16 protein-coding genes and 1 tRNA gene are annotated in these 14,487 nt (G+C 63.4%); 7 read left to right on the forward strand and 10 right to left on the reverse strand.

The features are described 5' to 3' along the window. The first annotated feature begins 66 nt into the window (after positions 1–66). Positions 67–561, forward strand: coding sequence for an RNA chaperone Hfq (hfq, locus tag P1IM2_RS17640; protein WP_003051691.1), 495 nt, complete (start codon positions 67–69; stop codon positions 559–561). 8 nt (positions 562–569) lie between these two features. Next, complete coding sequence (hflX, locus tag P1IM2_RS17645; protein WP_186403310.1) at positions 570–1,910, forward strand: GTPase HflX; 1,341 nt, start codon at positions 570–572, stop codon at positions 1,908–1,910. Here hflX and mazG read toward each other — a convergent pair. The 10 genes from mazG to P1IM2_RS17695 form a co-directional block, all read right to left on the reverse strand. After that, positions 1,888–2,661 carry a nucleoside triphosphate pyrophosphohydrolase gene (mazG, locus tag P1IM2_RS17650; protein ID WP_062764993.1) on the reverse strand — a complete coding sequence of 258 codons (774 nt, stop codon included), beginning with the start codon at positions 2,659–2,661 and terminating at the stop codon, positions 1,888–1,890. The genes hflX and mazG overlap by 23 nt on opposite strands. A 76-nt stretch (positions 2,662–2,737) precedes the next feature. Beyond that, positions 2,738–2,914: a hypothetical protein gene (locus P1IM2_RS17655; RefSeq protein WP_186403311.1), complete on the reverse strand. Its 177-nt coding sequence runs from the start codon at positions 2,912–2,914 to the stop codon at positions 2,738–2,740. Then, positions 2,911–3,675: an MBL fold metallo-hydrolase gene (locus P1IM2_RS17660; protein ID WP_062902442.1), complete on the reverse strand. Its 765-nt coding sequence runs from the start codon at positions 3,673–3,675 to the stop codon at positions 2,911–2,913. Before P1IM2_RS17660 ends, P1IM2_RS17655 begins: the two co-directional genes overlap by 4 nt. A 13-nt stretch (positions 3,676–3,688) precedes the next feature. Then, positions 3,689–4,465 (reverse strand): TatD family hydrolase, encoded by a 777-nt coding sequence (locus P1IM2_RS17665; RefSeq protein WP_062902443.1) that lies wholly within the window; start codon positions 4,463–4,465, stop codon positions 3,689–3,691. Continuing rightward, positions 4,465–6,033, reverse strand: a complete 1,569-nt coding sequence (gene metG / locus P1IM2_RS17670; protein WP_186403312.1) for a methionine--tRNA ligase — start codon at positions 6,031–6,033, stop codon at positions 4,465–4,467. Before metG ends, P1IM2_RS17665 begins: the two co-directional genes overlap by 1 nt. A 38-nt stretch (positions 6,034–6,071) precedes the next feature. After that, positions 6,072–7,064 carry a DNA polymerase III subunit delta' gene (locus P1IM2_RS17675; protein WP_186403313.1) on the reverse strand — a complete coding sequence of 331 codons (993 nt, stop codon included), beginning with the start codon at positions 7,062–7,064 and terminating at the stop codon, positions 6,072–6,074. Then, the gene (gene tmk, locus P1IM2_RS17680; RefSeq protein ID WP_186403314.1) at positions 7,052–7,678 is read right to left on the reverse strand and encodes a dTMP kinase; all 627 of its coding nucleotides are present in this window, start codon (positions 7,676–7,678) and stop codon (positions 7,052–7,054) included. The genes P1IM2_RS17675 and tmk overlap by 13 nt, the downstream gene beginning before the upstream one ends. After that, complete coding sequence (locus P1IM2_RS17685) at positions 7,675–8,787, reverse strand: D-alanyl-D-alanine carboxypeptidase family protein (protein ID WP_186403315.1); 1,113 nt, start codon at positions 8,785–8,787, stop codon at positions 7,675–7,677. Before P1IM2_RS17685 ends, tmk begins: the two co-directional genes overlap by 4 nt. 117 nt (positions 8,788–8,904) lie before the next feature. Beyond that, entirely contained in the window at positions 8,905–9,915 is a 1,011-nt protein-coding gene (locus tag P1IM2_RS17690) for a septal ring lytic transglycosylase RlpA family protein (RefSeq protein ID WP_234178969.1), read from the reverse strand. Then, a complete protein-coding gene (locus tag P1IM2_RS17695) occupies positions 9,899–10,891 on the reverse strand; it encodes a lytic transglycosylase domain-containing protein (protein WP_186403316.1) in 993 nt (330 codons plus the stop codon). The genes P1IM2_RS17690 and P1IM2_RS17695 overlap by 17 nt, the downstream gene beginning before the upstream one ends. 226 nt (positions 10,892–11,117) lie before the next feature. Between P1IM2_RS17695 and P1IM2_RS17700 the strand changes: the two genes are divergently transcribed. The 5 genes from P1IM2_RS17700 to P1IM2_RS17720 form a co-directional block, all read left to right on the forward strand. Further along, positions 11,118–11,207: transfer RNA gene (locus P1IM2_RS17700), tRNA-Ser, on the forward strand. 89 nt (positions 11,208–11,296) lie between these two features. Next, positions 11,297–12,502 (forward strand): phage integrase central domain-containing protein, encoded by a 1,206-nt coding sequence (locus P1IM2_RS17705; RefSeq protein WP_260834191.1) that lies wholly within the window; start codon positions 11,297–11,299, stop codon positions 12,500–12,502. Then, a complete protein-coding gene (locus P1IM2_RS19080; RefSeq protein WP_186403317.1) occupies positions 12,499–12,747 on the forward strand; it encodes a sigma factor-like helix-turn-helix DNA-binding protein in 249 nt (82 codons plus the stop codon). The genes P1IM2_RS17705 and P1IM2_RS19080 overlap by 4 nt, the downstream gene beginning before the upstream one ends. A 52-nt stretch (positions 12,748–12,799) precedes the next feature. After that, positions 12,800–13,726, forward strand: a complete 927-nt coding sequence (locus tag P1IM2_RS17715; protein WP_186403318.1) for a nucleotidyltransferase and HEPN domain-containing protein — start codon at positions 12,800–12,802, stop codon at positions 13,724–13,726. Between the two features lie 252 nt (positions 13,727–13,978). Continuing rightward, positions 13,979–14,487 (forward strand): IS110 family transposase (locus P1IM2_RS17720; RefSeq protein WP_186403319.1); only part of this gene is annotated, 509 nt, incomplete at its 3' end.

Genomic DNA, 14,487 nt, shown 5'->3' on the forward strand with positions numbered 1-14,487 from the left:
GACGGCAAGGGGCTCATCGTCGGCGCATCGAACCCGCGGCTCGGCCGCCAAAAACAGGAGGCAAATGTGTCCGATAAAAACCAGAATCTTCAGGATCTTTTTCTCAACGCTCTGCGTCGCAGCAAGACCCCGGTGACGATGTTTCTCGTCAAGGGCGTGAAGCTGCAGGGAATAATCACCTGGTTCGACAATTTCTCGCTCTTGCTCCGCCGCGACGGTCAGTCGCAGCTCGTATACAAGCATGCGATCTCGACGATCATGCCGTCGCATGATTTCGACCTGGCCTCGCTCGGCGCCGATGTGCGCGAAGTTCCCACCGCCAAGGGCAAGGCGCTTCAGGATGTCTTCCTGAATGCGGTGCGCCGTTCCGAAGAGTCGGTGACGATGTTCCTCGTCAACGGCGTCATGCTGCAGGGCGATATCGTCGCCTTCGATCTGTTCTGCATGCTGCTCGAACGCGAACGCCAGGTGCAGCTTGTCTACAAGCACGCCATTTCGACGGTTCAGCCCAACGGCCCGATTAATCTGACCGACAATGGCGAAGCCGACGGCGACGCCTGATCGACCCGATGTCCGATAGCGCCGAAGAGGTAACGCGCGGTGCGCCCGCGCTGCTTGTCGTGCCCGAATGGCACGGCCAGCGCCTGTCGCGCGATCTCGACGCGCGCGTCGAGGAAGCGAAAGGGCTCGCGGTCGCGATCGGGCTCAAGGTGGTGGCAGCGCATCCGCTGCGCCTCCGCCAGACGCGCGCGGCAACGCTGATCGGCGTCGGTCAGATCGAAGCTATCAAGCCCGCGATTGCGGAGCACGACGTCCAGCTTGTCATCGTCGACGCCGCGCTGACCGCGATCCAGCAGCGCAATCTGGAAACCGCCTTCGGAACGAAGGTGATCGACCGCACCGGCCTGATCCTCGAGATATTCGGCGAGCGCGCCGCGACCGCCGAGGGGCGATTGCAGGTCGAACTCGCACATCTCGACTATCAGGCGGGGCGGCTGGTGCGAAGCTGGACCCACCTCGAGCGCCAGCGCGGCGGCTTCGGCTTCCTCGGCGGTCCCGGCGAGACCCAGATCGAGGCCGACCGCCGGATGATCCGCAATCGTATGGCGCGCATCCGCCGCCAGCTTGAAGATGCCCGGCGCACACGCCAACTCCAACGCGCCAAGCGGCAGCGGGCACCCTGGCCCGTCGTCGCGCTCGTCGGCTATACCAACGCCGGAAAATCGACGCTTTTCAACCGCCTGACGGGAAGTGACGTCATGGCGGAAGATATGCTGTTCGCCACGCTCGATCCGACGATGCGCGAAATCCGCCTGCCGGGGATCGACAAGGCAATCCTCTCCGACACCGTCGGCTTCGTCTCCGACCTTCCGACCGAACTCGTCGCCGCCTTCCGCGCAACGCTCGAGGAAGTGACGACGGCCGATCTGATCGTCCATGTCCGCGACATCGTCCATCCCGACAGCGACGCGCAATATGACGACGTCAAGGCGATCCTCGACTCGCTAGGGGTCAACGGGCCGCAGGATGGGGAAGGGGAGGACACCGCCGACCCGATTCCGCAGATCGAAATCTGGAACAAGATCGACACCGCGGCCCCCGAGCGGCGCGCCGAGATCGTCGAGATCGCCGCACGACGCAGCGACGTCGCCGTCATTTCGGCCTTCACGGGTGAGGGCGTCGAGGCGGCGCGGACGCTGATGGCGGCGCGGCTAACCGAAGGGCACGAAATACAGCAGATTTTTCTCGGCTTTGACGAAGGGGAGGCGCTTGCCTGGCTCCACGCCCGCGGCGAAGTCCTTGATAACAGGGCAGAGGGTGAGGGGCATGTGATCACCGTTCGGCTCGACCCCGCCGATCAGGCCCGCTTCCGCCGCCTCTGGCCGGCTAAGGGGCTTCCGAAGCCTTGACCGCCTGCCAATGCGCTTCGAGCGCATCGAGCGGCATATCCGCCATGTCGGCGCCGGCGCGTGCTTCGACGGCCATGAAGCGGCGCGCGAACTTGGCGTTGGCGTCACGGAGTGCGCTTTCGGCATCGACGCCGAGGTGCCGCGCATAGTTCACGACCGCGAAGAGCAGATCGCCGACTTCCTCCGCACGCGCTGCGTCGTCGGGGGCGGTTTCGACTTCTTCCAGTTCTTCGGCGATCTTGGCGCGCGGTCCGTCGATATCGGGCCAGTCGAATCCCGCCCGCGCAGCGCGGCCTTGCAGCTTTTGCGCGCGCAGCAGCGCCGGCAGTGACAACGCCACGCCGTCGAGCACGCTTTTGGCGCCGTCGGCGCTGCGCTCGGCCGCCTTGATCTGTTCCCATTGCTGGCGAACGTCATGCGTCGTTGCATCGCCGAAGATATGCGGGTGGCGCCGTTCCATCTTGTCGCTGATCGCATTGGCGACGTCGTCGAACCCGAACAGGCCTTTGTCGGTGGCGATCTGGGCATGAAAGACGACCTGGAGCAGCAAATCGCCAAGCTCGTCGCAAATCGCATCGGGCGATCCGGAGGCTATGGCGTCGGCAACCTCATAGGCTTCCTCGATCGTGTAAGGTGAGATCGTTGTGAAGTCCTGCGCCAAATCCCACTCACACCCACCATCGGGATTGCGCAACTGACGCATGATCGCGAGCAGTCGATCGATGGGGGACAGCGAAGGCGCATTAGACATATGATTATCCGATAATATATATTATGTTAACTTCAATATAACAGGGAGACCCGTTTGCCCCCCTCTCGTTGAATCGTCAGGCAAAAAGCTGCCACGTCCGAACGACGAGAAATACGAGCGCAAAGATCGCCACCCACGTGAGCGCCATCTTCAGGCCGTCGGCCAGATTGAGCCGTCTGGCCGCGAGCGAGCTCAAGACCAGCGCAAAGGCCCCGACGAACCAGATCATCGGCACCGTGGTATCGCCGTTCACAATTCCACCTCCAGCCCGTCGTACCCAGGCTCGACGCCGTCAGGCAGCTCGCCGGCCAGATCGTCATAATCCATCGTATTGTCCATATGCGTGATAATGGCCCGCGGCTGGCCGACCTTGGCGAGCCCTTCGAGCGTCATCGCGAGATGCGGATGCGTGGGGTGCGGATAGCGGCGGAGCGCGTCGATCACGAACAAGTCGACCCCCTGGAAGAAATCGACCATTTCCTCCGTAAATCGTGAAAAATCCGTCGCGTATCCGATCTTGTGCGCACCGTCGCTGAAGATCAGGCCGCTGGCCTTTATCGGGCCGTGCGGCATTTCGAGTGCCGATACTTCGATCGGTCCGATCCACTGATGATCGGCCAGTTCGATCGGATCGACCGATGCCGGATAGCCTGCGTTGCCGGCAAAGGCATAGGTGAAGCGCCATTTCAGAATATCCAGAACATGCGCGCGGGCGTAGGCCGGCACGGCCGAACCGCGCAGATGCATGATCTGACGCAAATCGTCGAGGCCGTGCGTATGATCGGCATGTTCGTGGGTCCATATCACCCCATCGACCTCGCCGATCCCGGCGTCGAGCAGTTGCAGGCGCATGTCGGGGCTGGTATCGACGATCAGCCGGTATCCGCCGAGCGAAATCATGATCGAGGCCCGGCTGCGCAGGTTCCGCGGATTGTCGGGGTCGCATTGCCCCCAGTCGTTACCGATCCGCGGTACCCCGGAAGAGGTACCGCACCCTAGAATGCGAACCTTCATGGCGCGTGTGACGTCATGGCGCCGCCTTGTTGAAAAGCGCGTAGAAATTCGCGCTTGTCGCCGCTGCCAGCGCTTCGCGATCATCGCCGCGCAGGTCGGCCAGAAAAGCCAGCGTATCGGCCACAAAGGCCGGCTCGCCGGTCTTGCCGCGATGCGGGACGGGGGCAAGGAAGGGGGAATCGGTTTCGATCAGCAGCCTGTCCTGCGGCAGCCATTTTGCCGTGGCCTGAAGATCGGCGGCATTTTTGAACGTCACGATCCCCGAGATCGAGATGAACAGCCCAAGGTCGAGCGCCGCTTTGGCGAAGTCGTCGCTCGCGGTGAAGCAATGAATCACACCGGTGTAAGACGCCCTTTCCATCTCTTCGCCGAGCAGCGCCAGCGTGTCGGCTTCGGCATCGCGGGTGTGGACTATGATCGGCAGGCCGGTCTGCTGCGATGCGTGGATATGGCGGCGAAAACTTTCCTGTTGCCGCACGCGATCGCTCTTGTCGTAATAATAGTCGAGCCCCGTCTCGCCGATCCCGATCACGCGCGGATGCGCGGCGCGCTCGACCAGCTTGGCGGTGTCGACATCGGGATGATGATCGGCATCGTGCGGATGGATGCCGACGCTAGCCCATACATCGGTATTGGCTTCGGCAGCAGCCAGGACGTCGTCCCACTCGCTCTCGCGCGTTGCGATGTTGAGCATCGCGGTGACGCCGCGCGCCCGCGCGCGCTCCAGCACTTCACCCTGCTGCTCGGCAAGCCCCTTGTAATTGAGGTGGCAGTGCGAATCGACGAGCATCAGGCCTCCCCTTCCCCTTCGGGCAGTTCAAGGCGTGGAAAGATAGGAACCGGCTGGCCGACCGCAAAACCGCTGGCAGCAAGCTTCGCAAACCATTCGGTGTCGGCAAGCGCGGCGAAGTCGCGCGCATCGTCGGCGATTCCCATCTGGTTGAGCAGCGCGTCAGCCGCGGACGGCACCACCGGACGGATCGCAATCGCGAGTGTGCGAATAGCCCGAAAGAGAGTCATCAGCACAGCACGCATCCGTTCTGGATTGGTCTTGCGCAGCGCCCACGGGGCCTGCGTATCAACATACTGGTTGCAAGCAAAAACTGCGCGGAGCCATTCCTCAATGCCGACGGAAAATGACAGCTCTTCAAACTCACGAGGAAGCAAATTTACTGCGGCGTCGCGAACGGCGCTCCTAAGAGCCAAATCCTCCTCACTCGGAGAGTAATCGTTCGAAATCTCGCCGTCCAAATTCTTGAAAATCATCGACAAGCTGCGCTGCGCAAGATTGCCGAAGCTGTTGGCGAGGTCGGCATTCGCGGTGCGCACGATCGCTTCGGCCGAATAGCTGCCGTCCTGCCCAAAGCTGACTTCGCGGAGCAGATAATAGCGCAGCGCATCGACGCCGAACTGTTCGGCGAGCGTCATCGGATCGACAACGTTGCCGAGCGATTTCGACATCTTCTCGCCGCGGTTGAGCAGAAAGCCGTGACCGAACACCTGGCGCGGAAGCGGCAGACCGGCACTCATCAGGAAGGCCGGCCAGTAAACAGTATGAAAACGAACGATATCCTTGCCGATCATATGAATGTTCGCCGGCCAGAATCGTGCAAAATCGCCGTCCATGTCAGGATAGCCAATGCCCGACAAATAGGTCGTGAGCGCGTCGACCCAGACATACATCACATGCCCGGGGCTGCCCGGCACCGGGACGCCCCAATCGAAACTCGTGCGCGATACCGACAGATCCTTTAATCCGCCCTCGACGAAGCGCAGCACCTCGTTGCGGCGGCTTTCGGGGCGGATGAAGTCGGGATTGTCGTTATAGAGCGCGAGCAAACGGTCCTGATAGGCCGACAGGCGGAAGAACCAGCTTTCCTCGACGGTCCATTCGACCGGCGTCCCCTGCGGCGACAGGCGAACGCCCCCCTCCCCGTCGGTCAGTTCGCTTTCATCATAGAAAGCTTCGTCGCGAACCGAATACCAGCCTTCATAGCGGTCGAGGTAGAGGTCGCCATTGGCTTCCATCGCCCGCCAGATCGCCTGCGATGCGCGATGGTGCGCCGGGTCCGACGTGCGCATGAAATTGTCATAGCTGATATTCAGTTTTCTATACATCTCACGGAAATATCCCGACATTTCGTCGGCAAGATCGATCGTCGCACGGCCTTGGTCGCGCGCGGTCTGATACATTTTCAGCCCATGTTCGTCGGTACCGGTGATCAGGCGCACGTCGCGGCCGCGCATCCGCTGGAAGCGCGCCATCACGTCGGTCGCGATGGCCTCGTAGGCGTGACCGATATGCGGACGGCCGTTGGGATAGCTGATGGCGGTGGTGATATAAAATGGTTCGGACATGCGCGCGCCTTAGCCGCTGGCGCGGCCAAGGGAAAGCGTCAGCGTGCCGCCTGCCCGCCGCGCGGCGCGAGTTCGGCGAGGCAGTTGCCGATCTCGAACCCCACCATCGCCCCGTCATATGACCCGCGCACCGCATCGCGCACCGTCCGCTGGATGCGGTCCCATTGACCGAGCACCGGTGCGATCTCTCCCAGCGGGCGTTCGCGCGCCAGCCGTGCCAGCAGGCCCGGCACGATGTCGATCACCAATTCGAGCCGCGCCCGGTTGCTGGTGCCGCCGACTTCGCGCGCCAACGCTTCGCGTAGCCGGTTGTCGCGATCACCGCCGGTCGCGATCGCCAGCAGTTTCTTTTCCATGACCGCGACGTCGCTGTCGATGAGCGCCAGCGCCTTGCCGGGAACCCCGCCCGACGCCACGACGATCGCGCGCACCTCGGCCATGTCGAGCATCGGGCGCAGCTCGTGCAGCCACGCCGTCATGACGTCACGCTCAACTGGTTGAAAACGCAGGATTCGGCAGCGTGACCGGATCGTGGGCAGCAGGCGTCCCGGCGAATTACTGACGAGCAGGAACAAGGTTTGCGCCGGCGGCTCTTCGAGCGTCTTGAGCAGCGCATTGGCGCCGTCGGTTTCCAGATCGTCCACCGCATCGATGACGACGACGCGCCACGCGCCGAGCGACAGCGACAGATGCAGGCGGCGGATCATGCCGCGCACTTGATCGATCGTGATGTTGCGCGCGAGATCCTTGCTCTTGTCCTTCACCTGCCGCGTCAGATGGATGATCTCGGGGTGATTCCCCGCCGAAACGAGCCTGCCCGCCTGCTCATCACCGGGATCGTCGAGCGACAGCGGCGCCCCTCCCTCGCCCGCCCGGTCGTGCGTGACCAGAAAGCGGGCGACCCGTGCGGCAAAGGCGCCCTTCCCCATTCCCTGCGGGCCGGCGAGCAGCCAGGCGTGGTGGAGACGGCCGCTTGTCCAAGGCTCAAGAAAGGCCTTCTCGGCGTCGTGATGTCCGATCATGGCAGCCATTCGGCAAGCTCCGACAACAGGGCCGCGGTAACGGCGGTTGCCGGCGCATCGGCTTCGACCAGACGCCAGCGTAGCGGCTCCGCCGCTGCGATCTCCGCAAAGCGCGCGGCGAGCCGGGCCTGATAATCGGCGGGCTTGCTGCCCATGCGATCGGCGCCGGCGGCATCGCGCGCCGCCAGTCGCCGGCGCGCCTCTGCCGCGGAAACGGTCAGGAGGAAGGTCCGGTCGGGCAACAGTCCAAGCGAGCCGAAGCCGTGCAGCATCATGATATCGGCGTCGGTGATCCCGCCTCCGGCCCCCTGATAGGCGCGGGTTGAATCGACAAAGCGATCGCAAAGCACCCAGGCGCCACGTTCGAGCGCGGGCCGGATCGTGCGCGCGACATGATCGGCGCGCGCGGCGGCGAAGAGCAGCGCTTCGCTACGCGCGTCCCACCGATCGTCGTCTCCCTCCATCAGCAGCGCGCGGATCGCCTCGGCGCCGGCGCTGCCGCCTGGTTCGCGTGTCGCGACGACGTCGATCCCGCGTTCGGCAAGCGCCGCGGCCAGCGCGCGAATCTGCGTCGATTTGCCAACCCCTTCGCCGCCCTCGAGCGTGATGAAACGCCCCCTCATCGCCCGGCGAGCCGATAAAAACCGCTGCGCAGCCGTGTCCAGACGCCATCGACCGGCGCCACGTCTTTCGCCGCCAGCAATGGCGTGGTTTGCGGCGGCAGGCCGTCGGGCGTCACGATCAGACGCGCGATCGGAGTGCCGCGTTCGATCGGGGCGTTTTGCGGGCTGCGGCTCTGCATCGCGGCGCGATAGCCGCCGGCATAGCCCTTGGGAACCGTCATTCGGACCGCAATACCAGCTTCGGCCATCACGCTCGGCCGTGCGCCGCGTTGCACCTCGACCGCCCCGACCTTGGTGCCCGCGGGCACCAGTTCGCGGCCTTCCCAAGCGTCGAAGCCCCAGCGCATCAGCCGTTCGGCCTCGTCGCGCCGCGCCTTTTCACTCTTCATGCCCGCGACCACCATAATCAGGCGCCGGCCATCGCGCTTTGCCGAACCGAGAAAGCAATAGCCCGCTTCAGCGGTGTGGCCGGTCTTGAGGCCGTCGGCCCCGGCAAAGCGCCCCAGAATGGGGTTGCGGTTCGGCTGGACGATCGGCTTGCCTTCTGGCGACACGCCATGCTGCAAGCGCGGGATCGAAAAATAGCGTGCATAACCATCGGGATGGTCGCGGATCAGCCGGTCCGCCAGCGTGATAAGATCGGCAGCGCTTACCTTGGTCACGCCGCCATCGGGCCAGCCGTTCGGCGTTCCGAACTTGCTCGACGTCATGCCGATTTTGGCCGCCATCGCATTCATTCGCTTGACGAAATCGGCTTCGCTGCCATCGATCCCGACCGCCAGCGCCGCGGCTGCGTCGTTCCCCGACACGGTGATCAGGCCCTTGAGCAATTCATCGACCGAAATCTTCTCGCCGGCGCGCAGGAACATCGTCGACCCGCCGTTGCTGCCGTTCCATTTGCGCCAGGTCGCTTCGCTGATCGTGAAGACCTTGTCGCGCGACAACTCGCCGCGCTTGATCAGGTCGAGCACGACATAGGCGGTCATAACCTTGGCCATCGAGGCCGGCGCGAAGCGTTTGCCCGCGCCGCGGGAAAAAAGGATCGCGCCCGAATCGAGATCCTTCAACATCACGATCGGCGCTTCGGTTACGTAGAGCGGCCTGCTCACTGCGCCCGGCTTCGGCTTGTCATTCCCCGCCGAAGCCGCCGGAAAGGTGCTTGCAAGCGCCGTTACCGCCAGTCCGGCGCCTATAGCACGCGCGATTCCGTTGCGACGCTGCACGGCTTAGCGGTCGCGCAGGACGGTCGCGTCGCGGAAGCCTTTGGCTTTCGCCTTGTCCTGTGCGGCTTTTGCTTCGCCGTCACTGGCAAAGGGCCCCATGCGGACGCGCCACAATTTGCCGGCTTTGTCGACATGGCCGCCGACCGATTTCGCTGCGACATTGGCCCGCGCTTCGCTGCTAAACGCGCCGACCTGAACGACGAAGCTTCCCGCAACCGCTTTGGGTGCCGGTTCCGCCTTCTTTTCGGGTGTAGCCGGCTTGGCCGCCGGGGCCGGCTTGGAAGGTTCGGGCTTTTTGCTGCTGGTTACCGCCATCCGGTCGTCGCCGGGTTTGGCCTGAGCCGATGCCGTCGGCGGCGCCGGTTGATCGGGAACCGTGGCGGCCGCCGCTTTGGGCACGGGCACCTGCTTGATCTTGGTCCGCAGGATCGACAGCAGCGATTCGGGCGTTGCCAGCCGCTCGGGTACCGGCCTGCCAGCGCGAAGCTGCGCGCGCTCGGCGGCGGGCGGATTGGTCCGGCGCACGCGAACCGCGCTCACCGCATCGGTCAGCCCGAGCTGTGCGGCGGCGCCGCGCGAAAGGTCGATCAGCCGGTCGTTGCTCGTGGGTCCGCGATCGTTGACACGAACCAATATCGTGCGCCCGGTATCGAGCGCCGTTACCTCGACATAGCTGGGCAACGGCAGCGTCTTGTGCGCCGCGCTGATACCGTCGGGGTTGTATATCTCGCCATTGGCGGTCGGCTTGCCCGCCGCTTCATCACCATACCAGCTTGCATAGCCGACATCGTCATAATCGGCGACATCCGCGGGCGTGTAGGTCGTGCCCGCGATGGTATAGGGATCGCCGAGTTTCACCGGCACGTCCGATACGCCATTGTCGGCAGGTGCCGTCGCGGGCGCAGCGGCGACCGCCGTATTGCTCTTGCCGTCAAAGCTGCCGCATGCCGCCAGCGCCAATGCCGTTCCTGCGACCAGCGTGGCCGCGCCCCCGCCCCTAACGATCGATTTCATCCGCCAGCAACCCCACAGAAAGTGCGTAAAAGTTCGAACAATTATAGTCGAGTATCGCACGATAATTACCGGTCAGCAAATAGGCGGTCTTTCCCGGGCCGTCGGGTTCGAGCAAGGTCGCCTGAATATGGTCCGCCGGCCAGCGTCCGCTCACTGGCTGGAACCCGGCGGCGCGCCATTCAGCCATCGACCGCCAGCGGCTGTAGCGGGCGAAAACGCGCGGGCAGCGTGTCGGCTCGAGCCGGGTTTCCATTGCCGAACGGTCGAAGCCGTCGGGAACGCGTACGGCAACGCCCCATGGTTCGCCCGCATGCCAGCCTGCCCGGCGCAGGTAGGAACCGATCGACTCGACCGCGTCGGCCTCGCTCGACCAGATGCGGGCAACGCCGTCGCCGTCGCCGTCCTCGGCAATCTTGAGATAGACCGAGGGGAGGAATTGGGGATAGCCGAACGCGCCCGCCCAACTGCCCCTCAGGACGTCGCGCGGAACGCCCTTTTCGACCATTTCGAGCGTCGCAATGAATTCGGGTTCGAACAGGCTGCGGCGGCGTCCCTCATAGGCAAGCGTCGCCAGCGCTTCGGGCAGGTCGAAATTGCCGGTTACCGCCCCATAAGCGGTTTCATGTCCGAAGATCGCGATCATGATGCTCGTCGGGACGCCCGTTCGCTCCTCGATCCGCGACAGCAGCGGCAACAGGCGATCATGCACGCGGCGTCCGCCATTGATGCGCGCGGCATCGACATGCTTCGCCTTGTACGGCGCAAAAGCCGGGATCGGCGTATCGGGACGCGGCGGCGCCCCCAGATTGTCGCGATCGAGCGCCACGACGCGCGCATTGAAGCGCAGCCCGCCCGTCACCCGATCGAAGGTCGCACGCGAAACACCGCGCGCCTGTGCCTTGGGCCATAGCGACTGGACATAGGTATCGAAGCCGGGATCGGCCGCCTGTGCGTGCAGCGGTGCCGACGCGGCCATGGTCCAGGCGGAGAGGAGGACACCGATCCGGGCGAGGAGGCGTCCGATTCTGAATGGTTTAGCGTGCATATGTCCCACCCTATAGGGCGTGTCTGCCACGGATACAGCCCCCTTGGCCAGCCGCCGGCGGGACAGGACGAGTCATTCGCGCGCCGGACCGTTCGCACCGCGCGCGCCAAAGGTTTCGCTTGCCGCGCGCCGCCGCCGCGCTATGTCGGCGCCGCAAGGACAGGTGGCCGAGTGGTTTAAGGCAGCGGTCTTGAAAACCGCCGTGGGTGCAAGCTCACCGTGGGTTCGAATCCCACCCTGTCCGCCAGGTTTCAATCCCACTCTTTCCCGAACCGTCTCCGAAACCCCAGCTTAGCTGCGGGTTTGAGATGCGATTCGTATCCCTGTGCGTCCCACATGATCCAGGCCGACATTTTTGCCAATGTGGGAACAAATTTTATGATCAGAGGGATGAAAAGCACTTCGAACGGGCTCTCGCAGCCCAAGGAAAAACAGCGGCGGGTGAGTCTCGGTGACGGCCTCATGCGCCTCGAACGGCCAGGAGGCACCAGCAGCTGGGTGTGCCGGGTCCAGAGCGACGGCGTGCGCCGCGACTTCGGCCTTGGCAGCTGCCAGAAAGTCAGTCTGGCTCAAGCGCGCGAAATGGCGCAGGAAATTCGCAGCCAGATCGAGATGGGCGTTGATCCTCAAATTGAGCGCCGCAAGCGGCAGGCAGTTCCGACCTTCAAGGACGCCGCCGTCACAACCTACGAGATACACTCGAAGACGTGGCGCAACGGCAAGCATCACGCGCAATGGATGCGAACGATGGAGCTTTACGCCTTCCCGCACATCGGAAAATTTAAGGTCGATCAGATCACTGGCCCGATGATCCGCGACCTGCTCGCGGACATCTGGCTGGCGAAGCCGGAGACGGCGCGCCGCGTCCGGCAGCGGATCGGCGCGGTCCTCGATTGGGCCTATGCGTCAGGCTACCGCGAAACCGACGCGCCGATGCGGGCGATCACGAAAGGCCTGCCCCGCCAGCCCCGCCGCGACAACCACTTTGCGGCCATGCCCTATGAAGACGTGCCCGCCTTCATACAGCGTCTGCGCGAGCGGGAATCGTTCAGCCGCCTCGCCCTCGAATTTGCCATTTTCACCGCCGCCCGGTCGGGCGAGGTTCGTGGCTCGACGTGGGGAGAGTTCGACCTCGAGAGGGGCCTGTGGAAACTCTCCAAGGACCGCATGAAGGCGTATAGGGAGCATGTGGTTCCCCTGACCTGCCGCCCGCTGCGTATCGTCGAGCGGTGCGCGCGGTTGCGGATTAAGGGTTGCGATCTTGTCTTTCCCGGCATGCGGCGCAATCGCCCGCTGTCGGATCAGACGCTGACCAAGCTGCTCAAGGAGATGGGTGAGCCTTACACGGCGCATGGGTTCCGATCGTCATTCCGGGACTGGGTGAGCGAAGAAACGAACCACCCGAGCGACGTTGCCGAAGCAGCCCTCGCCCATACCGTCGCGAACAAGGTCGAGGCTGCCTACAGGCGCGGCAACCTCCTCGAAAAGCGGCGCCTGATGATGGAGGATTGGGCAAACTATTGTGACGGGAGGAAGCGGTGAGCCGCTACACCCGCGCGCGGCGCCACCTGCTCCGTCAATATGAGCGCGCCGTCGATCGCATTGACGCGGCCGACCGTGCCATCTTTCTCGGGCACCGCGTCGAGGAGCTTAGCTATCGCCAGCTTGCCGAGCGCCATGGCGTAAGCATTGCCGAGGTCGAGGAAGCGATGATCCGCAGTTTGCGGGTAATCGCCCATTCGGTCGACAGAAAGAACCGCAGGTGGTGGCAATTCTGGAGGCGATAAGGCCGCCTAGACCTTGCCAAGCAGCCGCCGCGCCGACAGGGTGCCGCCAGCGATGAAAACCGACCTCGACCATCTTCCAGCCAACAAGCAACGCGAACTCGATCGCGTGAAGGCGATCGTCTTCGAAGAGTTCGAGGACGCCATCGCGCTGGGCACGATGGGATGGAAGAAGAAGGGCCGGATCGACAAGATCATCCTCTACGGCAGCTACGCGCGCGGCGGCTGGGTCGATGAACCGCACACCGCCAAAGGCTATCGCTCCGACTTCGACCTTCTCATCATCGTCAACGACAAGCGTCTCACAGAGAAAGTTGATTTCTGGGGCAAGCTCGAAGATCGGCTTATCCGTGAACTGGCAATCGACAAGACCCTCAAGACGCCGGTGAACTTCATCGTTCACACCCTGCAGGAGGTCAACGACGGCCTCGCCCATGGCCGCTATTTCTTCATGGACGTCGCGCGCGACGGGATCGCGCTCTACGAATATGACGACAAACCGCTTCACACGCCGAAGCCGAAGACGCCCGATCAGGCGTTGGCCATGGCGCGGGAGTATTTTGACGAATGGTTTCCTACCGCCTCTGATTTTCACGGCAGCGCGAACGATGCCATTGCCAATGGGAAAACGAAGCTGGCCGCATTCCTGATGCACCAAGCGGCGGAACGCCTTTACCACTGCGTCCTTTTGGTTTGCACATTCTACACGCCTCATGTCCACAATCTCGCGTTCCTGCGCACGCAGGCTGAGCGGATCGACATGCGGTTGGTTGATGCGTGGCCTCGCGAACGCCGCGAAGATCGAGCGCGGTTTGAAAAGCTGAAAGAGGCCTATGTGAAGGCCCGCTATTCGAAGCACTACCGCATCACCGAAGAAGAGCTTAAATGGCTAAGCGGCTGCGTGGAGGACCTCGGTCGGGCCGTTCATGCGATTTGCTCAGAGCGCATCGCCGAACTTCAAGCCAACACCTCGCACGCCTGATTCCTCAATCGGTTCGAAGCGGACGCCGCTACCGACGTGCTCAAGCTATAATGATGCATTTTATCCAATGCGGTGCACCGCGACCGGTGAAGATGAGAAATACCGCTTGGCTATTGCCCGCTAGACTACGCGCGCTAGCTCCACCCTACCCCGTCAGCGTAGATGTTTGAAATGGGGTGATGGGGTGGACGCCCCCCGGCGGCATCGATGTGCCATAGTGGAGGTGTTGTCACACCACTAGAGGAGGCGTCCGTGTTGGAAGTTAGCATAATCGGTCTGGATATCGCGAAGAATGTTTTTCATGCGCACGGCGCGGATGCGAGCGGGCGGGCACTGTTCAGCCGCAAGATCGTCCGAGGGAAGCTGCTGGAGTTCTTTGCTGGGCACCAGCGTTGTACGGTCGCGCTGGAAGCCTGTGGGGGCGCGCACCATTGGGGCCGAGAGCTGACACGGTTGGGATACGAGGTGAAGCTGATCCCGCCCGCGTATGTGAAGCCGTTCGTGAAGCGGAACAAGAATGATGCGGCGGATGCTGAAGCGATTTGCGAGGCCGCCCAGCGCCCGAGCATGCGGTTCGTGGCGATCAAGAGTGAAGAGCAGCAGGCGTCAAGCCTGGTGTTCCGGACCCGTGACTTGCTGGTGCGGCAGCGCACCCAGCTGATCAATGCCATCCGAGGTCATCTGACCGAATATGGCTGGGTAGCGCCCAAGGGTCCCTCGCACGTCGCGATGCTCGGCGATCTGCTTGAGGACGAGATGGC

The organism is Sphingopyxis sp. P1IMeth2 (genome assembly GCF_900185685.1).
In the GTDB taxonomy this organism is placed as follows: Bacteria; Pseudomonadota; Alphaproteobacteria; order Sphingomonadales; family Sphingomonadaceae; genus Sphingopyxis; species Sphingopyxis terrae_A.